24 protein-coding genes are annotated in these 25,731 nt (G+C 69.6%); 20 read left to right on the forward strand and 4 right to left on the reverse strand.

Going from position 1 to position 25,731, the window contains the following annotated elements; translation table 11 throughout:
• The first annotated feature begins 98 nt into the window (after positions 1-98).
• Both VSR01_RS25920 and typA read left to right on the forward strand, forming a co-directional pair.
• Positions 99-1,901, forward strand: a complete 1,803-nt coding sequence (locus VSR01_RS25920) for an ABC transporter family substrate-binding protein (RefSeq protein ID WP_326451521.1) — start codon at positions 99-101, stop codon at positions 1,899-1,901.
• A 188-nt stretch (positions 1,902-2,089) separates the two neighbouring features.
• Complete coding sequence (gene typA / locus VSR01_RS25925; protein WP_326451522.1) at positions 2,090-3,958, forward strand: translational GTPase TypA; 1,869 nt, start codon at positions 2,090-2,092, stop codon at positions 3,956-3,958.
• Between the two features lie 471 nt (positions 3,959-4,429).
• Here the strand turns inward: typA and VSR01_RS25930 are convergent, their stop codons facing one another.
• Positions 4,430-4,909 carry a hypothetical protein gene (locus tag VSR01_RS25930; protein WP_326451523.1) on the reverse strand — a complete coding sequence of 160 codons (480 nt, stop codon included), beginning with the start codon at positions 4,907-4,909 and terminating at the stop codon, positions 4,430-4,432.
• Positions 4,910-4,923: 14 nt separating this feature from the next.
• Entirely contained in the window at positions 4,924-6,189 is a 1,266-nt protein-coding gene (locus VSR01_RS25935) for a helix-turn-helix domain-containing protein (protein ID WP_326451524.1), read from the reverse strand.
• Positions 6,190-6,432: 243 nt separating this feature from the next.
• On the opposite strand from VSR01_RS25935, the gene VSR01_RS25940 reads away from it, so the two are divergent.
• From VSR01_RS25940 to VSR01_RS25955, 4 genes are all read left to right on the forward strand, one after another.
• Positions 6,433-6,882: an ATP-binding protein gene (locus tag VSR01_RS25940; protein WP_442785540.1), complete on the forward strand. Its 450-nt coding sequence runs from the start codon at positions 6,433-6,435 to the stop codon at positions 6,880-6,882.
• The gene (locus VSR01_RS25945) at positions 6,879-7,373 is read left to right on the forward strand and encodes a DUF6907 domain-containing protein (RefSeq protein ID WP_326451525.1); all 495 of its coding nucleotides are present in this window, start codon (positions 6,879-6,881) and stop codon (positions 7,371-7,373) included. Before VSR01_RS25940 ends, VSR01_RS25945 begins: the two co-directional genes overlap by 4 nt.
• 82 nt (positions 7,374-7,455) lie before the next feature.
• Positions 7,456-7,983 (forward strand): SH3 domain-containing protein, encoded by a 528-nt coding sequence (locus tag VSR01_RS25950; protein ID WP_326451526.1) that lies wholly within the window; start codon positions 7,456-7,458, stop codon positions 7,981-7,983.
• Positions 7,984-8,177: 194 nt separating this feature from the next.
• Complete coding sequence (locus tag VSR01_RS25955; RefSeq protein ID WP_326451527.1) at positions 8,178-8,510, forward strand: hypothetical protein; 333 nt, start codon at positions 8,178-8,180, stop codon at positions 8,508-8,510.
• 477 nt (positions 8,511-8,987) lie between these two features.
• Here VSR01_RS25955 and VSR01_RS25960 read toward each other — a convergent pair whose 3' ends face one another.
• Entirely contained in the window at positions 8,988-9,758 is a 771-nt protein-coding gene (locus VSR01_RS25960) for a GntR family transcriptional regulator (RefSeq protein ID WP_326451528.1), read from the reverse strand.
• Positions 9,759-9,941: 183 nt separating this feature from the next.
• On the opposite strand from VSR01_RS25960, the gene VSR01_RS25965 reads away from it, so the two are divergent.
• The 6 genes from VSR01_RS25965 to VSR01_RS25990 all read left to right on the forward strand — a co-directional run bounded on the left by VSR01_RS25965 (position 9,942) and on the right by VSR01_RS25990 (position 14,338).
• Positions 9,942-10,328 carry an SCO3933 family regulatory protein gene (locus VSR01_RS25965; protein WP_326451529.1) on the forward strand — a complete coding sequence of 129 codons (387 nt, stop codon included), beginning with the start codon at positions 9,942-9,944 and terminating at the stop codon, positions 10,326-10,328.
• Between the two features lie 56 nt (positions 10,329-10,384).
• Entirely contained in the window at positions 10,385-10,594 is a 210-nt protein-coding gene (locus VSR01_RS25970) for a hypothetical protein (RefSeq protein WP_326451530.1), read from the forward strand.
• Positions 10,594-11,928, forward strand: coding sequence for an FtsK/SpoIIIE domain-containing protein (locus VSR01_RS25975; RefSeq protein WP_326451531.1), 1,335 nt, complete (start codon positions 10,594-10,596; stop codon positions 11,926-11,928). The genes VSR01_RS25970 and VSR01_RS25975 overlap by 1 nt, the downstream gene beginning before the upstream one ends.
• Positions 11,925-12,113: a hypothetical protein gene (locus tag VSR01_RS25980; protein WP_326451532.1), complete on the forward strand. Its 189-nt coding sequence runs from the start codon at positions 11,925-11,927 to the stop codon at positions 12,111-12,113. Before VSR01_RS25975 ends, VSR01_RS25980 begins: the two co-directional genes overlap by 4 nt.
• A 325-nt stretch (positions 12,114-12,438) precedes the next feature.
• The gene (locus VSR01_RS25985; protein ID WP_326451533.1) at positions 12,439-13,875 is read left to right on the forward strand and encodes a replication initiator; all 1,437 of its coding nucleotides are present in this window, start codon (positions 12,439-12,441) and stop codon (positions 13,873-13,875) included.
• On the forward strand, positions 13,868-14,338 hold the full coding sequence (locus tag VSR01_RS25990) for a hypothetical protein (protein WP_326451534.1): 471 nt from the start codon (positions 13,868-13,870) through the stop codon (positions 14,336-14,338). Before VSR01_RS25985 ends, VSR01_RS25990 begins: the two co-directional genes overlap by 8 nt.
• A 30-nt stretch (positions 14,339-14,368) precedes the next feature.
• Here the strand turns inward: VSR01_RS25990 and VSR01_RS25995 are convergent, their stop codons facing one another.
• Positions 14,369-15,886, reverse strand: a complete 1,518-nt coding sequence (locus VSR01_RS25995) for a recombinase family protein (RefSeq protein ID WP_326451535.1) — start codon at positions 15,884-15,886, stop codon at positions 14,369-14,371.
• A gap of 405 nt (positions 15,887-16,291) precedes the next feature.
• Between VSR01_RS25995 and VSR01_RS26000 the strand changes: the two genes are divergently transcribed.
• From VSR01_RS26000 to VSR01_RS26035, 8 genes are all read left to right on the forward strand, one after another.
• On the forward strand, positions 16,292-17,941 hold the full coding sequence (locus VSR01_RS26000; RefSeq protein ID WP_326451536.1) for a peptide ABC transporter substrate-binding protein: 1,650 nt from the start codon (positions 16,292-16,294) through the stop codon (positions 17,939-17,941).
• Between the two features lie 65 nt (positions 17,942-18,006).
• A complete protein-coding gene (locus VSR01_RS26005; RefSeq protein ID WP_326451537.1) occupies positions 18,007-18,930 on the forward strand; it encodes an ABC transporter permease in 924 nt (307 codons plus the stop codon).
• Positions 18,923-19,840, forward strand: a complete 918-nt coding sequence (locus VSR01_RS26010; RefSeq protein WP_326451538.1) for an ABC transporter permease — start codon at positions 18,923-18,925, stop codon at positions 19,838-19,840. The genes VSR01_RS26005 and VSR01_RS26010 overlap by 8 nt, the downstream gene beginning before the upstream one ends.
• A gap of 11 nt (positions 19,841-19,851) precedes the next feature.
• Positions 19,852-20,880, forward strand: coding sequence for an ABC transporter ATP-binding protein (locus tag VSR01_RS26015; protein ID WP_326451539.1), 1,029 nt, complete (start codon positions 19,852-19,854; stop codon positions 20,878-20,880).
• Positions 20,873-21,913, forward strand: coding sequence for an ABC transporter ATP-binding protein (locus tag VSR01_RS26020; RefSeq protein WP_326451540.1), 1,041 nt, complete (start codon positions 20,873-20,875; stop codon positions 21,911-21,913). Before VSR01_RS26015 ends, VSR01_RS26020 begins: the two co-directional genes overlap by 8 nt.
• A gap of 147 nt (positions 21,914-22,060) precedes the next feature.
• Positions 22,061-23,701 (forward strand): peptide ABC transporter substrate-binding protein, encoded by a 1,641-nt coding sequence (locus tag VSR01_RS26025; RefSeq protein WP_326451541.1) that lies wholly within the window; start codon positions 22,061-22,063, stop codon positions 23,699-23,701.
• A gap of 64 nt (positions 23,702-23,765) precedes the next feature.
• Complete coding sequence (locus VSR01_RS26030) at positions 23,766-24,689, forward strand: ABC transporter permease (protein WP_326451542.1); 924 nt, start codon at positions 23,766-23,768, stop codon at positions 24,687-24,689.
• Between the two features lie 109 nt (positions 24,690-24,798).
• A complete protein-coding gene (locus VSR01_RS26035; RefSeq protein WP_326453819.1) occupies positions 24,799-25,722 on the forward strand; it encodes an ABC transporter permease in 924 nt (307 codons plus the stop codon).
• The last annotated feature ends 9 nt before the right edge of the window (positions 25,723-25,731 follow it).

A 25,731-nucleotide genomic window follows, 5' to 3' on the forward strand; every position in this document is an offset into this window, starting at 1 on the left:
CGTCCGTATTTGCCCGACAAACAGCACGTCTGACCAGATGACTGTCCCGGACGCCGCGGGTCCTTCCGCCGGACCGCCGGGGCGCGGAGGTGTCACCCATGAACCGCAGTGTGTCCCCGGCCGCTCCCCGAACGGCCGCTCCCGCCACGACCGCTTCCCGCCGGGCGGTCCGGATCGCCGTCGCGCTCACCGCCGGCGCGCTGCTCGGCCTCACCTCGGCCTGCTCCTCCGGCACTCACTCGGCGACGGTGCCGGGCGCCGACCTCGCCAAGGTCGCGCCCGCCAAGGTGCGCGACGGCGGCACCCTGCGCTGGGCCGTCGACAGCCTGCCGCGCACCCTGAACGCCTACCAGTCCGACGCCGACCAGGACACCACGACCATCGCGGACGCGACGCTGCCGCAGATGTTCACCCTGGACCAGCACGGCACCCCGCACGCCGACGCGGACTTCGTCACCAAGGCCGAGGTCACCGCGACCGAGCCGCGCCAGGTGGTCACGTACACCCTGAACCCGAAGGCGCGGTGGAGCGACGGCCGCGCGGTCGGCGTGGCGGACTTCGCCGCCCAGTGGAAGGCGCTGAACGGCCGGAACTCCGCCTACTGGACGGCCGGCGCGGCCGGCTACGACCGCATCTCGGCGGTCGCCGCCGGCAAGGAGGCGCACCAGGTCCAGGTCACCTTCGCCACGCCGTACGCGGACTGGCGGTCGCTGTTCAGCCCGCTGTACCCGAAGGCGGTGACCGCCGACCCCGACGCGTTCAACGACGGCGCCCGCACCAAGCTGCCCGCCGTGGCCGGACCCTTCGCGGTGCGGGCGGTGGACGCCAAGGCCGGCACGGTCACGCTGACGCGCAACGGCGCCTGGTGGGGCGAGCGGCCCAAGCTCGACACGATCGTGCTGACCGCGGTGCCGCGGGCGCAGCGCGCCGCCCAGCTCGCGGCCGGCAAGCTCGACGTCGCCGAGGTCGACCCCGGCGCGCTGCCCGCGGTGCGCCGCACGGCCGGCGTCGCGGTGCACACCGCGCCCGCCGCGGCCTACGCCCAGCTGGCCATCAACGGCACCTCGCCCTCGCTCACCGACGAGCGGGTGCGGCACGCGGTGGCCCGCGCGATCGACCGCAAGGCCATCGCCAAGGCGGTGCTCGGACCGCTCGGGCTGCCCGACGAGCCGCTCGGCAACCACCTCGTGCTGCCCTCCCAGCAGGGCTACGCCGACCACAGCTCGGCGCTCGGCGACCAGGACGTGGAGCAGGCCCAGGCGCTGCTGGCCGACGCGGGCTGGCAGCGCTCCACCGCCAAGACCGGCGAGAAGGCCGCGGGCAACGGCGACACCTCGGCGGCCGGCGCGCTGACCGTGGTGGAGCCGGCCCGCGCGGTGACCAAGAGCGGCAAGCAGCTCACGCTGCGGATGGTGCTGCCCGCGGACTCGCCGACGCTGGACGACGTCGGCGGCCGGATCGCCCGGATGCTGTCCGGGATCGGCGTGCGCACCGAGATCAGCAAGGTCAAGGACGACAGCTACTTCCAGGACCACATCGCCTCCGGCGACTTCGACCTGGCGCTGTACTCCTGGCCGGGCACCGCCTACCCGGCCACCGACGACATGCCGATCTTCGCCAAGCCGGTGCCGGCGCCCGACGGCTCGCTGAGCGTCGCGCAGAACTACAGCCGGGTCGGCACCGACCAGATCGACCAGCTCCTCAACCGGGCCGGCGCCGAGCTGGACGCCTCCGCGGCCCGCGACCTGACCGCCCAGGCCGACTCCCGCATCTGGGCCGCGGCCGGGTCCATCCCCCTCTACCAGCGCCCCGAGGTCGTCGCCCAGCGCACCACGGTCGCCAACGCCGGGGCCTTCGGCTTCCAGACCCCCGACTTCACCACCCTGGGCTTCACGAAGTAGCCCCAGGCCCCCGCGCCGCCCGCGCCGCGTCCCGCCCGGCCCGCCCCCTCCCCCCGGAGGCGGCGGGCCGGTCCGCGCCGCCGGGCCCGTACCATGGGGGGAGGCCGTGGCGGGAGTGCGCCCGGCGGGCGTGTGCGCCGGGAGCAGGGGCGCGACGTCATCCACGATTCCCGGGAGAACGCCGCAGCATGTCCACGCGCCACGACATCCGCAACGTCGCCATCGTCGCCCACGTCGACCACGGCAAGACGACCCTGGTCGACGCCATGCTCAAGCAGGCCGGAGCGTTCGCCGCGCACCAGCACGTGGACGACCGGGTGATGGACTCCAACGACCTGGAGCGCGAGAAGGGCATCACCATTCTCGCCAAGAACACCGCCGTGAAGTACCACCCCAAGGACGGCGGGGACCCGGTCACCATCAACATCATCGACACCCCCGGCCACGCCGACTTCGGCGGCGAGGTGGAGCGCGGCCTGTCCATGGTCGACGCCGTCGTGCTGCTGGTCGACGCCTCCGAGGGCCCGCTGCCGCAGACCCGCTTCGTGCTGCGCAAGGCGCTCTCGGCCCGGCTTCCGGTGATCTTGTGCATCAACAAGACCGACCGCCCGGACGCCCGCATCGACGAGGTGGTCAACGAGACCTACGACCTCTTCCTCGACCTGGACGCCGACGAGGACCAGATCGAGTTCCCGATCGTCTACGCCTGCGCCCGCGACGGCGTCGCCTCGCTCACCAAGCCCGCCGACGGCACCGTGCCCGCGGACAGCGACAGCCTGGAGCCGTTCTTCTCCACCCTGCTCCAGCACGTCCCGGCCCCCACCTACGACGAGGACGCGCCGCTCCAGGCGCACGTCACCAACCTCGACGCGGACAACTTCCTCGGCCGCATCGCGCTGCTGCGGGTCGAGCAGGGCCACCTGAAGAAGGGCCAGACGGTCGCCTGGATCAAGCGCGACGGCACCACCTCCAACGTCCGCATCACCGAGCTGATGATGACCGAGGCGCTCACCCGCAAGGCCGCCGAGGCCGCCGGCCCCGGCGACATCTGCGCGGTGGCCGGCATCCCCGACATCATGATCGGCGAGACCCTCGCCGACCCGGAGAACCCGATCGCGCTCCCGCTGATCACCGTCGACGAGCCCGCCATCTCGATGACCATCGGCACCAACACCTCCCCGCTGGTCGGCAAGGGCGGCAAGGGCCACAAGGTGACCGCCCGGCTGGTCAAGGACCGCCTGGAGCGCGAGCTGGTCGGCAACGTCTCGCTGCGCGTGCTGCCCACCGAGCGCCCCGACGCCTGGGAGGTGCAGGGCCGCGGCGAGCTGGCGCTGGCCATCCTGGTCGAGACGATGCGCCGCGAGGGCTTCGAGCTGACCGTCGGCAAGCCCGAGGTGGTCACCAAGGAAATCGACGGCAAGGTGCACGAGCCGATCGAGCGGATGACCATCGACTCGCCGGAGGAGCACCTCGGCGCCATCACCCAGCTGATGGCCGCCCGCAAGGGCCGTATGGAGACCATGACCAACCACGGCTCGGGCTGGATCCGGATGGAGTGGATCGTGCCGTCCCGCGGCCTGATCGGCTTCCGCACCGAGTTCCTCACCCAGACCCGCGGCACCGGCATCGCGCACTCCATCTTCGAGGGCCACGAGCCGTGGTTCGGCGAGCTGCGCACCCGCAACAACGGTTCGCTGGTCGCCGACCGGTCCGGCGCGGTGACCGCGTTCGCGATGACCAACCTGCAGGAGCGCGGCGTGCTGTTCGTCGACCCGGGCACCGAGGTCTACGAGGGCATGATCGTCGGCGAGAACTCGCGCTCGGACGACATGGACGTGAACATCACCAAGGAGAAGAAGCTCACCAACATGCGGTCCTCGACCGCGGACGTGACCGAGTCGATCGTGCCGCCGCGCAAGCTCTCTCTGGAGCAGTCGCTGGAGTTCTGCCGGGACGACGAGTGCATCGAGGTCACTCCGGAGACCGTGCGCATCCGGAAGGTCGTCCTCGACCAGAAGGAGCGCGGCCGCGCGGCCGCACGCGCGAAGCACGCGTAGCGTGCACTTTTAGGGGCGCGGGGAACTGCGCGAGTAACCCTCCCCCAGAGCTTCGCATGGGAGGTGCCCCCAGCGGGCCGCAGGTCGTCACCGGCCCGGAGGGGCTGATCGGTTCGCTCCGGACCACCCGCCCGGTGGTGGGTTGCTCGCGAGGAGTCCCCTCTATGCGCACCATTGTACCGTCCGCAGAGGTCGCCCGATAGAGGTACGCGCCTTCTGACCTGCACAAACAGGCTCATGCGCGCCTCGGAGGAGGTGATGCGGCGCGCTGCTTCGGCCGGGCGTCACGAGGGAGGGGCCGCCCGATAGCCAGCCAGCACCAGGGGTCCGGCAGGCGGTCAAGAGTGAGCTTGCTCATCGCGTAGCGACGCCGTAGGCGCTCTTGAGGGCCTGGCGGAGCCCGTACCGTCAGAGAGAGGGCGGCCCCGGTCTGTCAGTTCGCAGGTTCCGCCGGGGCCCTGGGGAGCCAGCTCAGTCCCGGGCCGCTCCTTGGGGCCATACGACCCGGACGGGTACGGAGTGCTTCTGGGCGTAGCGGACGACGTCGGCGGTGCCGCCGTATCCGCGGGCGGGCTGTCCGTCCCAGACGGCGATCACCTCGTCAGCGAGGTCCACGAGGATCTCGCTGCCGGCCATGTGCGCACGGGAGTCGGAGTCCCGTAGCCCGGTGGCGTGTCGCTGTGTGGACCGGGTCAGCAGGTCGTCGTACGCGGCGTGGTGCCACTGCGGGAGGCAATCGCGGTACCCCTCGGCGGGGATGACGACCTCCAGGCTGCCTCCGTGGCTGAGGACGGCTTCCGCGAACCAGGTGTCGGGCCCGTCCGCGATGCAGGACACGCCGATGAGTTCCGCTGCGGGGTAGCTCGCGACGACCTCGTGGAGCGCCTGTTTCACCCGCGCCTCGACCTCGTTCGGCAGGCCGCGGTGCCCGGTGATTCCGACTCGCGTCACGTTCCCGTGCTCCTTCACATGTAGACGCCGTGCAACTTCTCGTCGAAGTCCCGGACGATCCTCGGCGGCGTGTGGGAGGAATAGGCGCGGCGGAATACGCGCGCGCGTTCCACGACCCGACCGGACCGGTATCGCAGCCCGGTCTCCACGGCCTGGGTGGCCAGAACATAGCCGACTTCGAGACGCCCTGCCGCCAAGTGTCCGGATGCGATGTCGAGTTGGAGCAGTGCGCGCTGCTTGGAGTGGGACGACGCACTGATTGCCGATGCCTCGTCGCCTCGGGTGAAGATCCAGCCGGGAATACCCAATCGCGCGCCGCAGGCAAGGCGGCAGGCCGCGACCTTGGCCTCGTTGAAGTTGAACACCCACGGCCACGGCGGGGGTTGTTCGTGGGAGATCCGCGTTACCGCTGCGCCGCTCCGGACGAGGGCGTGGTCGCATGCCCGTTCGTCGCCGACTGCGGCGTACGCGAGAGCTTCGACGGTGCACAACCAGGCGTCGGTCACCGCGTGAGCGCTGGCACCAAGCTGCCTTCTCGCGGAGTCCGCGAGGCTGAGTGCCTGCGCTCCGTTGCCTGTTTCGGCTTCCATCTGGGCGAGGCTACCGATCTGGTACGCCGCCAACAGCTTGTTCCTCGACCGATGCGCGGCTTTGATCGCTGACCCGTACCAGGTGCGCGCCGATCCCATGTCGCCCATGTCCCAGCTGAGCCAGCCGGCCAGGCTGGCGGCCTCACTGCCGACTGCGGCCAGGGCTTCGCGCTGAGCCTCGTCACCGGTGTCCCGGGCTACGTGTTGGATGAGCTTGAGATGGGCGAGTACAACATCGGACAGTTGACGGGCGGGGGTCGCGCCGTCCATGCGGCGAAAGGCGGTGGTGGCGACACGCAGGGTGTCGGCTTGGCCGGTCGTCTCGTGTTGTCGCCGGTTGGGCAGGGAGGCAAGGGCGGGGGCGGTCACCGCAGCCGCTGCCCCGGCCAGGAATTCTCGGCGTTCCACTGGGTCTTTCCCGTCCGTGCGTGCGGTTGCGGCCGCGGCTGAGTCGGCGAGGCCGACCAGGTGGGGTGGGATGCCCAGATAGGCGGCTGCTTTCGCCAGGGTGTTCATGTTGTAGGGGCCGGTCGTATGGGCTTCGAGTCGAGAGATGGCGGACTGGGTTATGCCGCACACTTCACCGAGTTGCCGTTGGCTGAGTCGTAAGTCCTTGCGGGCGAGCTGGATCACTCGTCCGTAGTTGCCGCCGCGTGATGCTTCGCGGATTGCCTGCCTCGGCACATTCATGCGTGTTGCTCTCCCGGACGGTAGGTCCATCGGCGCTGGTGGCCCATCACGTGTATGCGCAGCGCGCATACGTCGATGCGCTCTGCTCATCAAGTGTGGCCCAGACGCAGACTCCACGGCTTTGGTTCAGGCAGACAAGAACCCCCGCGACCGTGCGACCGGCCCGGGGGCATGGCCAACGCCTGCGAGGAGCGTCGACATGCAAGAGCCTAACCGTCATCCGTTCATGTATTCGGGGTCGGAGTGAAGACCCCCGCCGAGAGGGCGGAGATCGGCGAGGAGTGTCCGTCCGTCGTCCAGAAGTTGTGGCCGCCCGCTGCCCGATCCGTCGGAAGGGTACGCAAGTTGCTGGCACAGCACCTGGGCGTGTGGGGGCTCTCATCGGTCGCGGACAGCGCGGATGTCGTCGTCTCGGAGTTGGTGACGAACGCGATCACGCATGCGCATCCGCCGTACGGGAATCTGATCGCGACGCGGTTCGAGCGGTTGGCGGACGGGGTGCGGATCGAGGTGCACGACGCCGGGGACGGCAAACCCGAACCCCGCGATGCGTCGGTGGAGGAGGAGTCCGGGCGCGGTCTGGGCCTGGTGGACGCACTGACCCGCGGGGCATGGGGAGTCGCGGACCGGGACGGGCCCGGCAAGGTGGTCTGGGCGGTTTGCGCCGGGGATCAGAGTGAGGTGCGTTCGTGAAGTCCTCGGAGGACAGCGGGCGCGGATGCGGGCCGGGCGCGCGGGCGGCCCGTACGTGGGCCGTGTCGACCACCAACGGTGAGGTCGTGCGCGGCTATCTGCCGTGGTGGGCGGAGGACGACCCGAGCAGGAGCGGCGTGCGCCCGGAGCGGCTGCACCTGGAACTGGCTGCCATCGGGCATCAGGCCAACCGGGGTGGTCTGATCGTCCCGGTGACCCAGGGCGTGGACCCGGCGGTGGACGCGGGCGTGTTCGTCGTCACCATCGACTGCCGGCCGTTCGGCGAGGACGGTGATCCGGAGCTGCCGGTGGTCAACGTCCAGGTCGTGGACGACTGGTGGATCACCGATCTGGACCCGGCGGGCGTCGCCGACCTCGGCCGGCGGTTACGGGCCCTGGCCGACCACCTGACCGACTCCGTCGCCCCCGAACTCACCGCCGCCCGCGAGGACTGGGCCACCCGGCACCGCACCGACGACCCGACCGGCTGACCCTTTCCGACCGGGGGTGCGCTGTCGGGAGACTCGCCCGCACCAGGCGATAAGCCGTTGACGGCCGCCGACGTGTCATTCCATGCTCAATGCTTATCAGGATGAGTCGCGACCTAGTGAGTGGTTGCCTCGTCGTGCGCCGAGCGAAGGGACGATCAAGATGGTGGGTTCGCGTTCGCGGGACGGACTGCGCGCGCTCGTGCTGGCCGTGGTGCTTGCGGTTGTGGCCTTGTTGAGTGTGCAGGCGGCGTCGGCCTCGGGGCTGCCCGAAGTGGGGAGTCGTGCACCTGTCGCTGTGCCGCGCGTGGCGCGTGCTCCGTCGTACGGGGTGGCGGACAAGTCTCCGACGCGGGTGCAGTATTCGTCACCGCGCGTCAACGGGCTGCGGTTCCGCACGAAGTCCAACTTCCGCGGCTACGTGCGGGGGCAGTTGTACCGCGGCGACCGGGTGCAGGTGCTCGGGTGGTCGGGGCATTGGATGCACGTGCGGCTGACCAAGCGCAGCCACGGGGGTCTGCGGGCGGGATCGGCCGGCTGGGTCTGGAAGGGCTACCTGTATGGACCGGAGTGCCGCTCCTACAAGTCGTGGCCGTGCACGGCTTGGCGGTAGGAAAGGCAAGGTGAACACCGCGCGGCCCTCCTGTTGATTGGGAGGGCCGCGTCCGTGTCTGGGGCGTCAGCGCATGTGATTACCTGACGTTATCTCATACGGTAGGCAGTTCGTCATTCTGTGCTACTGTCGACGGTCCCTTATCTAGCGGAAGTGTCCTTGGCACGTGCCAAGCGGCGGAGGGTGCATGTTCCATGCACGATGACGACGAAGAACACCCGAGCCCCTGGGATCGGGAGTTGAGCGAACTCGACTGGTCGCCCGATGTGGATTACCTCGGGGACTGGAAACAAGCACGCGAACTAGCCGCGGAGTTGCGAGACACTCTGGTGAGCATGGGAGTTCCCGCCCAGGCGATCCAAGCCGAAGCAGGTACCGGTCCTGCTGGTGCGGGAACGGTGCGCATGGTCGCGAACCTCAAGCTGGTCCGCGGCATGATCAATGTATTGCAGCACCTCGATGTCGACTCCTTCCCGCAGATATGCGATCTGGGAGGCGGGAGTCGAGAAGTCGCAGCAGGCTTATGAGCGCTCGCCGTTGGTGCGGCGCTGGCGTCGAGACTGGCAGACCTCGGCTCGATCCTGGCTTACCGGTGTGGCCTCGCGTGAGGAAAGGTCTCGGGGTATGAAGCGCAAGACGGTTGGCCCGACCCTGCGGACACGTGGGCGCGGAAAGGTACGGGTCGAGGAAGACGACCGCGGTCACCAGTGGGTGACGTGCTCCGGCTGCCGCTTGAACGAGTTCGCGCCCGGTGTGACACCCGCGAAGTTCCGGGCTCGCCAGCACGCCGAAACCTGCACCCGTTGACTCCCTGAGCGCCCAAGCCCCCGCCGAGAGCGACCCGGCGGGGGCTTGGTGTCGTGCGGGGTGGTCGTGAGCGGTCAAGCGGTCCGGGCGCCCGGCCGGGACCGGCCGCCAGGCCGCAGCCCGGCCGGGCGCCCGGACCGCTTGGCGCGCCCGGCGAGCCCTTGAGGAAGTGAAGAAATTTCAGACCGCGTGGCCGCTCAGTCGCTCCTGCGTGCGGGGGCTCGTCCGGCGCTGTGGGGGTAGGCGAACCGGGCTTGGTCGGCGCTGGTGGCGAAGACTTCGAGGATCAGCGGATGGCCGTTGCTGTCGACGGTGACGCGGTGGACCACCAGGAGGATGGCGGGGTCCGTCGCCCGCAGGGTGGTGCGCTCGTCGGGTTTGGCAGGGCGAGCGCTGATGTCGTCGGCCCACGTGATGGTGTGGCCTGCGGCCGTGAGCAGGGCGTAGATGTCGGCGGGGTGGGTGTCGGGGTGTTCGGCCAGTTCCGGGATCTCGTCGGCGACATCGAAGGGGATCACGGTGCGGTGGGTGACGCGCAGCCCGGTGCCGGGGTCGAGTAGCAGGCGTTCGACGGTGAAGGCCGCGGCGTCTTCCCTTTGCAGCAGCACGGCTTCGGTGCCGGCGGTGTGGGTGCGGGTGATCTGGCAGTCCTCGACCTCGGTGAACTGGCGCTCGTGGGCGTGGTACTTCCTGCCGGCGCGGGTGATCGACTGGTCGATGGTGGCCGTGGGCTCGGTCCTGCGGCGTACGAAGCTGCCCTTGCCGTGCTGGCTCTCCACCAGCCCCAGGTTGCGTAGTTCGGCGACGGCGGCGCGGACGGTGGGCCGGGAGACGCCGTACCGCTCCATGAGTTGGGTCTCACTGGGCAGGACTTTGCCGGGTGCGTAGACGCCTTGTGCGATCTCGTCGGCGAGTCGTTCGGCGACCTGCCGGTACATGGGGGTGGGGCGAATGATGTCGTCCGCCATGGCTGCCCTTCCGCTGGCCCGGTTGTCGGCGGGTCGTGTTATAAGCACGTCTCCCGCGCACTCGACAGGATAAGTGCTGGCGTCGCCGGGTCAAGCTGCGTGATACTCGTGTCTCATCAGAATGAGTGATAACCGGACGTTGGTTCGGTGCTCTCGTTCGGTGTGGAGAGAGGACGTGGGGCCGTGCAGAACATCCCGGTGGACACGTCGCGGCTCGGACTGATCATGTGCGTGGTCGGTCCTGAGCCGCGGATGAACACGGAGACGGGGCAGGTGCGGACGGATCGGGACGGGACGCCGATGTACAGCGTCGGCGTTGTGGTCCGGCAGGTGGAAGGACGCCGGGCGGAGACGATCGAGGTGAGTGTCCCTGGTCAGCCGCAGGGCATCGCCGAGGGGATGCCCGTGACGATTCTCGGGCTGACAGCCATCCAGTGGCAGATGGGCGGCAGGAGCGGCACGTCCTTTCGGGCTGCGGCGATCACTCCGGCTGCGGGCCCGGTAGCCGGTTCCTCGGCCGGTGCAGCCTCGGCGGCCAAGGGGAAGCCCGCGCCGGGGGGTGAGGGGTGATGGCGGAGGAATGGCGGGATCTGTCGGGTCGCCGTGCGCCGGGGAGCGGGGCGCGCATGCCGGTGGAGGCGCACATCCTGGCGCAGCGGCTCGGTCGTGATCTGGACGCGCTGACCGGGGCGCGGCTGCTGATGGAGACGGTCGGGGACCGGGAGGTCACCGCGACCATGCTGCGGCTGGTGATCCGGCACGGGCAGACGGCGGCGATGCGTGCGCGGGCCCTGCTGGCGGAGTTGTCGGGCGAGGACGGCCGGGGTGAGCGGTGATGCCGTGGAACCTGGTCTTCTGGTTGTGCCTGGGCGGTGTGGCCGTGCTGGTCGTCGTCCAGCCGTCGTGGAACTACCCGGGTTCGGCGTGGGTCCGGCGGCTCAGTGATGGGCCGGTGCGCTGGTACCTGTTCGGGTTCCCGGCGACGGTGGTCCGGATGTTCTACACCTGGCGTCGGTTGTGCGTGGAGACCGGCCTGGCGGTGATGAAGCGGTCCAAGAGTGTTGTGCTCGGCGGTGATCTTCTGGTTTCCGGGGCGGAGTTGCGGCCGACCGTGCCGCGGCTGGGCATTCCGCGCCCGACGCCGACCGGTCTGAAGGTGCGGGTGCAGATGGAGCCCGGTCAGACGCCCGCGCAGTATCTCGCGGCGGCCGACGCGATGGCGCACGCCTGGCAGGCGCACGCGGTGCGGGTCGTCTCTCCGCGTCGTGGGTGGGTGCTGGCGACGATGACGGCGCGTGATCCGCTGACCGGGGACGGTGGTTCGCAGGTGCCGGGTCCGCCGCGGTTGCTCACGGCGGTCGTGGGCCGTACCGAGGACGGCGGCCCGTGGGTGATGGACTTCCGGATGGTGCCGCACTGGCTCGTGGTCGGAGCGACGCGTTCGGGGAAGTCCACTCTGATCGCGTCGTTGGTGTTCGCGCTGGCTCCGCAGGCGGTCGCGCTGGTGGGTGTGGACTGCAAGGGCGGCATGGAACTGTCCTTGTTCGAGCCGCGGTTGTCGGCTCTGGCCCGCGACCGCCGGGAGGCTGCGGCCCTGCTCCGGGCGCTGGTCGATGAGATCGAAGTGCGGATGGACACCTGCCGGGCGGTGGGTGCCCGTTCCATCTGGGAACTGGGCGACGGAGTACGGCCGGTGCCGCTCGTGGTCCTGGTCGATGAGGTCGCGGAGCTGTATTTGTCGGACGGGTCCCGCGAGGACAAGCAGTTGTCCTCGGCCTGTTCGACGGCGATGCTCCGGCTCGGCCAGCTCGGCGCGGCCCTGGGGCTGCATCTGGTCGTCGCAGGTCAGCGGGTCGGCTCGGAACTGGGGCCGGGCGTGACCGCGCTGCGCGCGCAGCTCGGCGGTCGGATCTGCCATCGGGTCAACGACGAACAGACAGCGTTGATGGTGCTCGGTGACCTGTCGCCGGATGCCGTCGCGGTCGCGCAGTCGATCGGGGAGGACGAACAGGGCGTTGCCGTCACGACCGTTGGCGGTGTGTGGATGCGGGCCCGCTCGACCCACACCACAGCGGAGCAGGCACGGCACACGGCCGGCACCTTCGCCAAGCGGACTCCCGGGCTGCCCCGGCTGGTGCAGGCGATACATCACGTGCGGGAGGCGGCGTGAGCACCGCAGGCGGCTCGCTGTCGCTGGTGGTCGTGCTGGCAATCGTCACGATCATGATCGTGCGGTCACGTGAAGTGCCTTGGTGGCAGGCCGCGTTGATCTTCCTGTTCGGGTTCTACGTGGCCCTGACCCCGGCGATGTACCTCGTCCTGGTCATCGTCCAGTCCATCACCGGACGCCTCTGACTCCCCTCGTGCCAGAGGGAGGCACCCCGCATGTCCGGATCGGACGAACCACGTTGCCCACAGTGCCTTCGGCCCCGCGAACGCGGCCGTGGCGGCCGCCTGTTGCGGTGCCGCTACTGCCGTCGCAGTCGTCGTCGGCGCAATCCCCGCTCGCGCCGTAAGCGTCGCCGCTGAGCACATCGGGCCGACCCCGACACATCCCAGACCTACCGCCGACCCATCGCATATCCCCTGAACGGAGGCGTACCCGTGACTTTCCGCACCTCGGTCTCTGCCCGCATCCGGGCGGCTCGATCGGCTGCCCGCCGCGAAAGGTCACCGCCTCATGACCGCTGCCCTCGACGGCACCACGGGGGCGCGGCGCTACGTTGCGCAAACGGCGGAGCGCACGCGCCGCCTGTCGGACCTCGACCGCGACCTGATCCGCCTCGCCTCCGAACCGGGATACCCGCGCTGGGTCGACCAGGTCAGGGCGACCGGCGGATGCGCTCGACCGGTCTACCTGGCCGGGCACACCACCACCTACGATCGGGCTACCGGCTCGGTCCTGCGCCACTACGACACCGCGAGCGAACCGGGCGGACGCCTGGCCGTGCGGTGCCGCAACCGCCGCGCATCGCGCTGCGGACCGTGCTCCCGCGAACACGCGGGCGACACCTTCCACTTGGTACGGGCCGGGCTGTCCGGCGGCAAAGGCACACCCGAAGCCGTCGCCGATCACCCGCGGCTGTTCGTCACGCTGACCGCTCCGTCCTTCGGGCCCGTGCACCGGGCCGGACCCGACCGGTGCCGCCCCCGCCGCGACGGCGAGACCTGCCCGCACGGCCGGGCGCTCGGTTGCGGTCGAACTCACCCGGACGACGATCCGGCGGTCGGTCAGCCGCTCTGCCAGGCCTGCTACGACTACACGGCGCACGTGCTCTGGCACGCCCACGCCGGGGAGCTGTGGAACCGCACCTGCCGTGCGATCCGCCGGCACCTCGCCACCGCCGCCGGGATCACTCAGACGCACTTCGCCCGGCACGCCCGCCTGGCCTTCGCCAAGGTCACCGAGTACCAGCGGCGCGGAGCGGTCCACTTCCACGCGGTGGTTCGCCTGGACGGCCCCGCGGGTCCCGGCACGCCCCCGCCCTCTTGGGGCACTGCCGACCTTTTGGCGGACGCCGTACGTGCTGCCGCTTCTGCTGCCCGCGTCACCCTCGACGCGTCCGCGGCTCTCGGCGAATACGCCTTCGGCTGGGGTGTGCAACTCGACGTCCGGCCGGTTCGGGCTTTTGGCGACGGCCCGGCGGTCACCGATGATGCGGTCGCCGCGTACGTCGCCAAGTACACCTCCAAGAGCGTCGGCGACTCCGGCGCCCTCGACCACCGGATCACCAGCCGCGCGCAGATCACGTACGCGGCCGTCAGCCCGCACCTGCGTACCCTCATGGCGGTTTGCTGGCGGCTCGGCGACCTGCCGCAGCTGGCACACCTGCGGCTGCGGGCCTGGGCACACACCCTCGGCTACCGCGGTCACTGCCTGACCAAGTCACGCCGCTACTCCACCACCTATCGCGCGCTGCGGGCCGCCCGCACCGCACACCGCGCGGGTCAGCCGCTGGCGCAGGGGCCGACCCTCGTGGTGGAGGCGGCCTGGCGATACGTCGGTTCGGGGCACACGGCCGGCGAAGCCGCCGTCGCCGCGGGCATCGCCGAAGACCTGGCCGAACTCCGCACGCTGCGCCGCGCCATGTCCGCCTCCGGGTGGCCCGATGGCTGAACCGACCGTCGGCAGCTTCCACTACACGCGTACCGACCACGGACGGACTACAGCCCTCGCCACGTGGCGTGTCACCACGACCGACGAGGCGATCGCCAACGCAGTTCGCGCCCTCGCAGGGGGAACGATCACGGTCACGGACGGAGGGTTCCTGGACGTGCAGACCGGCGCGACGGCCGTACGCGTGGCGATCCTCGACACGGACACGGCATGCCTGCGATTCCACCTGCGCGACCGCCCCACACTGGGCGTGTTCTCCTTCACCGCCCGGCCGTGGACCCTCGACGAGCTGACCCGCGACGGGCAGGGGCGACCGGGGGTGGGCGGGCGGGGCCCGGCGGACCTGGTGATCCGGGACGTGAACGTGACGACCCTGACCGGCCTGCACGTCCGGCACCTGGTCCCTGAGCTGCGCCTGCGGAGGCGTCCAGGCAGACCAACGCACGCAAACCCCGCCGCGTGATCCGGCGGGGCTCGCGTGCGCCCGGTCGGGTTACGCGGCCAGGTTCAGGAGGTCCTGCGCCGTGATGACGAAGCGCTCTGCGGCCCCCCGGGGGTAGATCAGCACCCGCACGCCGTAGGAGGTGAGGATCTCGCGTCGCGCGGCGTCGTCGTGCGCCTGCTCCCACTGGTCGGCGATGGTCTGGCCGGTCGGGATCATGCGCATCCCGGAGGGACGGTCCGGCAGGGACCGAAGATCGGCGATCTCCCGGCCCATCCGTGCGTACTCGACGCGGAACCACTCGGTGTCGTCGGGCGCGTCGTACAGTCCCGCCCGGCGGTCGTCGCGCAGCCTGGCCCGGTCGGCTTCCAACTCGGCGATGCGCTGGGCGTGGCCGGTGCCGGGGTCGAACTCGCGCCGCATGACCTGGCCACTGCCGTAGCGGTCCAGGAACCACCCGGTGACGGTGGCGTCCGCGACGCTTCCGGTGACCTGCGGCGCGGGCTTGCAGTCCGCCGACTCCGCCCACCCGGACATGCGTCCGATGCACCGGTACGTGTGCTCACCGCGCTTGTTGCCGACATACGCCCGCTGTCCGCACACACCGCACACCATCACCGCCGACAGCAGACGCTCCCCCTTGGGCGCACGCTGCTGCGTACCGGTCTCCTTCGGGGCCGTGGCGGTGATCAGCGCGCTGCGGGTGGTGCGGTCCCACAGCCCATCGGCGAGCCTCACCGGGTGCCCGTCCCTGCCCAGCACCGCCCGGCCACCGTGGATCAGGTAGCCCAACGCTGCCTCGCTGATCAGGATGTCCCGCAGCGTGCGGCGGTCCCACTTCACCCCGCGCGGCGCGCGCCCGTACATCACCGCACGGTGGTCACTGGGCGACAACACCCCCTCGCGGTTGAGCCGGGCGGCCTCGGTGTGCACGGTGATCTTCCCCGTGCGGTCGGTGAGAATCCTCTTCGCCACGTTGCGGATCACCTCCGCCGCAACCGGGTCGATCTCGACATGATCGACCTTTGCGGTCGGGAACAGCCGCACGAACCGGTACCCATAACTGTTCTTCTGCTTGGGCTCACCCGCCGCCCGCGCACGTACCGTGTCGTCCCGGTTCCGCTTCTGGATCGACCGAAGCTCCATCTGCGCCCCGAACGACTCCATGGACAACCGCATCTCGTCCATCGGGTCGTCCAGGTCCCACGGCCCGTCGTGCCCAAACGTGACCAGCAGCCGCCCCGACTCGTGGATCGCGTACGCGGTGTTCAACACGTCCCGCTGGTTGCGCCCGATACGGTCGACCGCCGCCCCGGCGATCCCCGAATACGGCCCCATCTCGTCCCGCAGCCATGGCCCCAGAGCAGGCCGAGTCCGCGGGTCGGTCGCCCCCGAGATTTCCCAGTCGTCCGCCCACGCGATCACATGCCCACCGATCGCGGACACCGCCGACAAGACCTGCTGCTCCTGCCGCTCCGGCGACGAGGTGGCATCCGACTTCCGACTCAGGCGGCGCACGCCCAGCATGCACTTCCCGCAGCCGCAGTACGCACCAACCATAGAATCCATGGTGAGCGCTCCATCCCCGCACGTCATGTGCGTTTTGCGGGGGCTCCCGGCGCAGTTCCCCGCGCCCCTGCGTGCTCACGCACGTCCGGATAGCGGACGTCTTACACCGGAAACCGGTGTCAGGTATCTCACAACGCACCGTGCGAACGTGTCTGCGTACGTTGCGGAATGTCCGGATTCCGGACGCCGGATCATGACCCATCGTGACCTTGCCGAGATCAGAGCGGTTCTGACCGCCTCCCACCGTGTCGGATTATGGGTGGAGTTGAGCTCGGGTCAATGGGTCTGGCCCTCCACCGGAGGCCGCCGACTCACGAGCCGGAGGACCGCGGTCGCTGTCAGGGGTGTCAGCACGCTGCCGGTCTTCCTTTCACGTACCGACAGTGACTCCTGAGGAGGCAACCCATGCGTGGTGCCAAGAGCGCCAAGTGGGTCGTGGGGGCGGCGGTCGTCGCCCTCGCAGCGACCGCCTGCGGTTCCGGCGAGAGCTCGGACACCAAGGCCGGCGGTTCGAACGACGGCATCGTCCGCGCGTGGTGGGGCGACCCCCAGAACCCGCTCGAGCCGGCGAACACCAACGAGGTGCAGGGCGGCAAGGTCCTGGACATGATCTTCATGAACCTCAAGGAGTACGACCCGCGGACGGGCAAGGCCAACCTGGAGGCCGCGGACTCCATCACCACCACCGACCAGCAGAACTTCACCATCAAGATCAAGCCGAACCTGAAGTTCTCCGACGGCACCCCGGTCACCGCCTCGTCCTTCGTGGACGCCTGGAACTACGGTGCGCTGGTCACCAACAAGCAGCTAAACTCCTACTTCTTCGCGGACATCGACGGCTACGACGCCGTGCACCCGGAGAAGGAGGGCACCGCGCCCACCGCCAAGACGCTGTCCGGGCTGAAGGTCGTCGACGACCACACCTTCACGGTCAAGCTGAACCAGAAGTTCTCCACCTGGCCGGACCGGCTGGGCTACAAGGCGTTCGCGCCGCTGCCCAAGTCGTTCTTCACCGACCACGCGGGCTACCTGAACAAGCCGGTCGGCGACGGCCCGTACAAGGTCGTGTCGTACACCAAGGGCAGCAGCATGAAGCTGGTCCCCAACCCGTACTACACCGGCCCGAGCAAGCCCAAGAACAAGGGCGTGCTGCTCAAGGTCTACACCGACAGCAGCACCGCCTACGCGGACCTGCAGGCCGGCAACCTCGACGTGCTGGACGACATCCCGGCCGAGGACCTCAGCCACGCCAAGACGGACCTGAACGGCCGCTACCTCAACCAGCCGGCCGGCATCATCCAGACCATCTCCTTCCCGCTGAACCAGAAGGCGTGGAACGCCCCCGGCATGGACAAGGTCCGGCTCGGCCTGTCGATGGCGATCGACCGCAAGACCATCACCCAGAAGATCTTCCAGGGCACCCGCACCCCGGCCGGCGACCTCACCTCCCCGGTGCTCGGCGCGGCCGGCGGCTACAGCGCGAACCTGGCCGGCGAGGCCACCACGTACGACCCGGCCAAGGCCAAGGCGCTCATCCAGCAGGGCGGCGGCATCCCCGGCGGTCACATGACCATCGGCTACAACGCCGACTCCGGCTCCCACAAGCAGTGGGTGGACGCGGTCTGCAACAGCATCAACAACGTGCTGGGCGACAACAAGGCGTGCGTCGGCGCCCCCACCGGCACCTTCGCGGACTTCCGCAACCAGATCACCAAGGGTGAGATGAAGCAGCCGTTCCGCTCCGGCTGGCAGATGGACTACCCGCTGATCGACGACTTCCTGACGCCGCTGTACGCGACCGGCGGCAGCTCGAACGACTCGAAGTACAGCAACCCGCAGTTCGACGCGCTGATCAAGCAGGCCAACGCGGAGCCCGACACCGCCAAGGCCGTGCAGACCTACCAGCAGGCCGAGAAGCTGCTCTTCAAGGACATGCCCGTGATCCCGCTCTGGTACCAGAACGGCGAGGCCGGCTGGTCCTCCCGGGTCTCCCACGTGACGGAGAACGCGTTCAGCTACCCCGTCTTCACGGACATCACCGTCAACAACGGCTGACGGACGCCCCGGCCGGGGCCCGACCACGGGCCCCGGCCGGCGTCTGCCCGATCCCTGGAGGGCACATGGGGCGCTACGTCATCCGACGACTGCTCCAGATGGTGCCGGTCTTCGTCGGCACCACCTTTCTGATCTTCATCATGGTGTACGCGCTGGGCGACCCGGTGGCCGCGATGTTCGGCGACCGCGCGCCGGACCCGGCGACCGCGGCCGCGATCCGGCACGCGATGTACCTGGACCACTCGCTGCCGGCCCAGTACGTCCACTACATGGGCCAGATCTTCACCGGCGACTTCGGCACCGCGGCCAACGGCCAGCCGGTCACCGAGGTCATGGGCACCGCCTTCCCGGTGACCATCCGGCTGACCCTGGTGGCGTTCGTCTTCGAGGCGGTCATCGGCATCGCGCTGGGCCTGCTCGCCGGGCTGCGCCGGGGCCGGCTGGCCGACAGCGGCGTGCTCGCGCTGACCCTGCTGGTGGTCTCGATCCCCACCTTCGTCACCGGCTACCTGCTGCGCTACTTCGTCGGCGTCAAGTGGGGCCTGGCGCACCCGACGGTCGCCGAGGGCGCGCCGATCGGCGACCTGGTCATGCCCGGCCTGGTGCTGGCGGGCGTGTCGCTGGCCTACGTGGCCCGGCTGACCCGCACCTCGGTGGCCGAGAACGGCCGCGCGGACTACCTGCGCACCGCCGTCGCCAAGGGCCTGCCGCGCCGCCGCGTGGTCACCGTGCACCTGCTGCGCAACTCGCTGATACCCGTGGTGACCTTCCTCGGCACCGACATCGGCGGCCTGATGGCCGGCGCGGTCGTCACCGAGCGGATCTTCAACATCCACGGCGTCGGCTACCAGCTCTACCAGGGCATCCTGCGGCAGAACCCGCCGACCGTGGTCGGCTTCGTCACCATCCTGGTGCTGATCTTCCTCGTCGCCAACCTGCTCGTCGACCTGCTCTACGCAGTCCTGGACCCGAGGATCCGGTATGCCTGAGACCACGCAGACTCCCGTGGCCGCCCAGCCCGCCGCGGCCCCCGCGCTGCCGGAGACCGCCGAGAAGTCCCGCAGCCTGTGGAACGACGCCTGGCACGACCTGCGCCGCAAGCCGGTGTTTTACATATCCGCGCTGCTGATTCTCTTCCTGGTGGTCATCGCGATCTGGCCCGGCTCGATCGCCACCCAGGACCCGCTGGCGTGCAACCTGTCCAACTCCCAGCTGGGACCGCGGGCCGGGCACCCGTTCGGCTTCGACACCCAGGGCTGCGACGTCTACACCCGCACGGTGTACGGCGCCCGCGCGTCGGTGTCGGTCGGCATCTTCTCCACCCTCGGGGTGGCGCTGCTCGGGTCGGTCTTCGGCGGCCTGGCCGGCTTCCTCGGCGGCATCTGGGACACCCTGATCTCGATGCTCGGCAACATCTTCTTCGGCATCCCGATCCTGCTCGGCGGCGTCGTCTTCCTGTCCGTGGTCAAGGGCGGCTCGGTCACCACCGTGTCGGCGTTCATGATCCTGCTGGGCTGGCCGCAGGTGGCCCGCATCGCCCGCGGCGCGGTGGTCACCGCCAAACAGCAGGACTACGTCCAGGCCGCCCGCGCGCTCGGCGCGAGCAACACCCGGATGCTGCTGCGGCACATCGCGCCCAACGCGCTGGCCCCGGTGATCGTGGTCTCCACCATCGCGCTGGGCACGTACATCTCGCTGGAGGCGACGCTGTCCTACCTGGGCGTCGGCCTGAAGCCGCCGGCGGTCTCCTGGGGCATCGACATCTCCGCCGCCTCCGAGCAGATCAACAACGCGCCGCACATGCTGCTGTGGCCGGCCTGCGCGCTGAGCATCACGGTGCTGGCGTTCATCATGCTCGGCGACGCGGTCCGCGACGCCCTCGACCCCAAGCTGCGCTAGGGAGGCGTACGTTGACTGTCATCGACGAGACTCCGGGCGCCGCCGCGCCCGCGGCCGGCACCGCACCGCTGCTGGACGTGCGCGACCTGCACGTGGAGTTCCACACCCGCGACGGCGTCGCCAAGGCCGTCAACGGCGTCAGCTACTCGGTGAACGCCGGCGAGACGCTCGCGGTGCTCGGCGAGTCCGGCTCCGGCAAGTCCGTGACCGCGCAGGCGGTGATGGGCATCCTGGACATGCCGCCGGGGCGCATCCCGCACGGCGAGATCCTCTTCCAGGGCCGGGACATGCTGAAGATGTCCGCCGAGGAGCGCCGCAAGATCCGCGGCCGGAAGATCGCGATGATCTTCCAGGACGCGCTGTCCTCGCTCAACCCGGTGCTGTCGGTGGGCTACCAGCTCGGCGAGATGTTCCGGGTGCACGAGGGGCTGTCCCGCAAGCAGGCCAAGGCCCGCTCCATCGAGCTGATGGACCGGGTGCGCATCCCCGCGGCCAGGGAGCGGGTGAACGACTACCCGCACCAGTTCTCCGGCGGCATGCGCCAGCGCATCATGATCGCGATGGCGCTGGCCCTGGAGCCGGACCTGATCATCGCCGACGAGCCGACCACCGCGCTGGACGTCACCGTGCAGGCCCAGGTCATGGACCTGCTGGCGGAACTGCAGCGCGAGTCCACGATGGGCCTGATCCTGATCACCCACGACCTCGGCGTGGTCGCCGACGTCGCCGACAAGATCGCGGTGATGTACGCGGGGCGGATCGTGGAGACCGCGCCGGTGCACCAGATCTACCGCTCGCCGGCGCACCCGTACACCAAGGGCCTGCTCCAGTCGATCCCGCGGCTGGACCGCAAGGGGCAGGAGCTGTACGCGATCAAGGGGCTGCCGCCCAACCTGCTGCACATCCCCTCCGGCTGCGCCTTCAACCCGCGCTGTCCGGTGGCGCGGGACGTCTGCCGCACCGAGGTGCCGGCCCTGCAACGGGTCGGCGAGGGCCGCGGCAGCGCCTGCCACTTCTGGAAGGAGACCCTCGGTGAGTGACCCGACGCAGGAGCCGATCCTCCAGGTGCGGAACCTGGTCAAGCACTTCCCGCTGACCCGGGGGATCGTGTTCAAGAAGCAGGTGGGCGCGGTCAAGGCGGTCGACGGGATCTCCTTCGACCTCTACCGGGGCGAGACGCTCGGCATCGTCGGTGAGTCCGGCTGCGGCAAGTCCACCGTCGCCAAGCTGCTGATGAACCTGGAGCAGGCCACGGCCGGCGAGGTCTTCTACAAGGGCGAGGACATCACCCGGCTGTCGGGCCGCGCGCTCAAGGCGGTGCGGCGCAACATCCAGATGGTGTTCCAGGACCCGTACACCTCGCTCAACCCGCGGATGACGGTCGGCGACATCATCGGCGAGCCGTTCGACATCCACCCCGAGGTCGCGCCCAAGGGGGACCGCCGCAAGCGGGTGCAGGAGCTGCTGGACGTCGTCGGCCTCAACCCCGAGTACATCAACCGCTACCCGCACCAGTTCTCCGGCGGCCAGCGCCAGCGCATCGGCATCGCCCGCGGCCTCGCGCTCAACCCCGAGGTGATCATCTGCGACGAGCCGGTCTCGGCGCTGGACGTCTCCGTGCAGGCGCAGGTGGTCAACCTGATGGAGAAGCTCCAGGACGAGTTCGGGCTGTCCTACCTCTTCATCGCGCACGACCTGTCGATCGTGCGGCACATCTCCGACCGGGTCGGGGTGATGTACCTCGGGCGGATGGCCGAGATCGGCACCGACGAGGAGATCTACGAGCACCCCACCCACCCGTACACCCAGGCGCTGCTGTCGGCCGTGCCGGTCCCCGACCCCGAGGCCCGCGAGCACCGGGAGCGCATCATCCTGGCCGGCGACGTGCCCTCCCCGGCCAACCCGCCGTCCGGCTGCCGCTTCCGCACCCGCTGCTGGAAGGCCCAGGAACGCTGCGCGAGCGAGGAGCCGCTGCTGGCGGTGCCCGAGGTGTTCGCTGGGCGGCCGACGCCCGCCGCGCACGAGTCGGCGTGCCACTTCGCCGAGGAGAAGCAGGTGGTTCCGGCGGCGTGACGCCGCGGCGCGGGATGACGACGCCGTGTCGTGACACTGTGGCCAACGCATTGGGTGTCGCGACACGGGTCTGAATAAGTGCGTATTAGTCCTCCTTGATGTGTCATGGGTGCAAAGTGGCATTTGTTACCCTTGAGGAGGCACCCGATGCGCGGAGCCACGCGCGTGAAGTGGGCCGTCGGCGTGACGGCGGTCGCCCTGACGGCTACGGCCTGCGGCGGCGGCACTGACAGCGGGAGCGGCGGCGGCAGCGGCGGCGGCATCGTCCGCGCCTCCTGGGGCGACCCGCAGAACCCGCTGGAGCCGGCGAACACCAACGAGGTGCAGGGCGGCAAGGTCCTCGACATGATCTTCCGGGGTCTGAAGAAGTACGACCCGAAGACCGCCAAGGCCGAGAACATGATCGCCGACTCGATCACCAGCAGCGACTCGCAGAACTTCGACATCAAGCTGAAGTCCGGCTGGAAGTTCAGCAACGGCGAGCCGGTGAACGCCGACTCCTTCATCAACGCCTGGAACTACGACGCGCTGCTGAAGAACGCGCAGCTCAACGCCTCCTTCTTCAGCTACATCGACGGCTACGACAAGGTCCACCCGGACGCCGCCGGCGCCAGCTCCAGCGCCACCAAGCTCTCCGGCCTGCAGAAGGTCAACGACCTGGAGTTCAAGGTCAAGCTCAATCAGAAGTTCTCGCTGTGGCCCGAGACCCTCGGCTACTCGGCCTTCTACCCGCTGCCCAAGGCGTTCTTCTCCGACCACGCCGCCTGGCTGAAGAAGCCGATCGGCAACGGCCCGTACGAGATCTCCTCGTACACCAAGGGCAGCCAGATGAGCCTGCGCAAGTGGGACGGCTACAAGGGTCCGGACGCGGCCCAGAACAACGGCGTGGACCTGCGGGTCTACACCGACAACAACACCGCGTACACCGACCTGCAGGCCGGCAACCTCGACCTGGTCGACGACATCCCGGCCAACCAGCTCAAGAACGTCAAGTCCGACCTCGGCAGCCGCTACATCAACGAGCCGGCCGGCATCATCCAGACCATCGCCTTCCCGCTGTACAGCGCCAAGTGGAAGCCGGCCAAGACCGCGCTGGTCCGGCAGGGCCTGTCGATGGCGATCAACCGCGAGCAGATCACCCAGCAGATCTTCCAGAAGACCCGCACCCCCGCCACCGACTGGACCTCCCCGGTGCTCGGCGCGGCCGGCGGCTACCAGGCGGGGGTCTGCGGCGACGCGTGCACCTACAACCCGACCAAGGCCAAGCAGCTCATCCAGCAGGGCGGCGGCCTGCCCGGCGGGAAGATCACCATCACGTACAACGCCGACACCGGCTCCCACAAGGAGTGGATCGACGCGGTCTGCAACAGCATCAACAACGCGCTGGGCAACAACAAGGCGTGCGTCGGCGCCCCGGTCGGCACCTTCGCCGACTTCCGGAACAAGATCACCAACAAGCAGATGACCGACCCGTTCCGGGCCGGCTGGCAGATGGACTACCCGCTGATCCAGGACTTCCTGCAGCCGCAGTACTACACCAACGCCTCCTCCAACGACTCGCACTACAGCAGCGCGGCCTTCGACAACCTGGTCAACCAGGCCAACGCCGAGTCGGACAGCTCCGCCGCCGTCGGCAAGTTCCAGGACGCGGAGAAGGTGCTGGCCAAGGACATGCCGGCGATCCCGCTGTGGTACCAGAACGGCAGCGCCGGCTACTCCAGCAAGCTCAGCAACGTGCTCCTCAACCCGTTCAGCGTCCCGGTCTACAACGAGATCAAGGTCAAGTGACGCCGGCCGGAGGCCGCACCGGGCACCCCCGGCGCGGCCTCCGCCCGCCTTCTCGGGAGGCTCCATGGGACGCTATGTGATCCGGCGGCTGCTCCAGATGATCCCGGTGTTCATCGGCAGCACCTTCCTGATCTTCTTCATGGTGTACGCCCTCGGCGACCCGGTGGCCGCGCTCTTCGGCGACCGGGCGCCCGACCCGGCGACCGCGGCGCAGATCAGGCACGACCTCTACCTCGACCACTCGCTGGGCGCGCAGTACCTGCACTACATGAAGAACATCTTCCTCGGCGACTTCGGCACCGCCTTCAGCGGACAGCCCGTCACCGAGCTGATGGGCCAGGCGTTCCCGGTCACCATCCGGCTGACCATCGTCGCCATCCTCTTCGAGATCGTCATCGGCATCGCGCTCGGCGTGATCACCGGCATGCGCCGCGGCAAGCCGGTCGACACCGGCGTGCTGCTGCTGACGCTGGTGGTCATCTCGGTGCCGACCTTCGTCACCGGCTACGTGATGCAGTACATCTTCGGCGTCCAGCTGAAGTGGACCGCCTCCTCGGTCTCGCCCAGCGCGCCCTTCAACGAACTGGTCCTGCCCGGACTGGTGCTGGCCCTGGTCTCGCTGGCCTACGTGACCCGGCTGACCCGCACCTCCATCGCCGAGAACACCCGCGCCGACTATGTGCGCACCGCCGTCGCCAAGGGGCTGCCGCGCCGCCGGGTGGTCATCCGCCACCTGCTGCGCAACTCGCTGATCCCGGTGGTCACCTTCATCGGCACCGACATCGGCGCGCTGATGGGCGGCGCCATCGTCACCGAGCGGATCTTCAACATCCACGGCGTCGGCTACAACCTCTACCAGGGCATCCTGCGCAACAACTCACCCACGGTGGTCGGCTTCGTGACCATCCTGGTGCTGGTCTTCCTGGTGGCGAACCTGCTCGTCGACCTGCTCTACGCGGTCCTGGACCCGAGGATTCGCTATGCCTGAACGCGGCACCCCCGGCGGCCCGGGCGCACCCGGCGGCCCCGGAGACCCCGGCAATCCGCTGGACCCGCAGCAGGGCGCGATCGCCCCCGGCGGCGGCTACGGCGGCAGCATGGACCTGGCCGCCGCCGAGGCCGACACCCTGGAGAAGCGCGGCGGCGACGGCCAGGCGGCCGGCGGCCCCACCGGCAAGCCGCGCAGCCTGTGGTCCGACGCCTGGCGCGACCTGCGGCGCAACCCGATCTTCATCATCTCCGCGCTGATCATTCTCTTCCTGGTCTTCATCTCCATCTGGCCCGGCGCCATCGCCACCCAGGACCCGCTGAAGGCCAACCTCGCCAAGTCCCAGGCCGGGCCCGCCCCCGGCCATCCCTTCGGCTTCGACGAGCAGGGCCGCGACGTCTACACCCGCGTCGTCTACGGCGCCCGCGCCTCGGTCACCGTCGGCGTCTGCGCGACGGCCGGCGTGGTCATCCTCGGCAGCGTGCTCGGCGGCCTGGCCGGCTTCTTCGGCGGCTGGTGGGACGCGATCCTCTCCCGGATCAGCGACGTCTTCTTCGGCATCCCGGTGGTCCTGGGCGGCCTGGTCTTCCTGTCCGTGGTCACCAACTCCACGGTGTGGCCGGTGGTCGGCTTCATGGTGCTGCTGGGCTGGCCGCAGATCGCCCGCATCGCCCGCGGCTCGGTGATCACCGCACGGCAGAACGACTACGTGCAGGCCGCCCGCGCGCTCGGCGCCGGCAACTCCCGGATGCTGCTGCGGCACATCGCGCCCAACGCGGTCGCGCCCGTCATCGTCGTCGGCACCATCGCGCTGGGCACGTACATCGCCCTGGAGGCGACGCTGTCCTACCTGGGCGTCGGCCTCAAGCCGCCCACCGTCTCCTGGGGCATCGACATCTCCGACGCGTCCAACCAGATCCGCAACGCGCCGCACATGCTGCTGTGGCCGGCCGGCGCGCTGAGCCTGACCGTGCTGGCGTTCATCATGCTCGGCGACGCGGTGCGCGACGCCCTCGACCCCAAGCTGCGCTGAGGAGCACGC

It is taken from the genome of Actinacidiphila sp. DG2A-62 (assembly GCF_035825295.1).
Classification (GTDB): domain Bacteria; phylum Actinomycetota; class Actinomycetes; order Streptomycetales; family Streptomycetaceae; genus Actinacidiphila.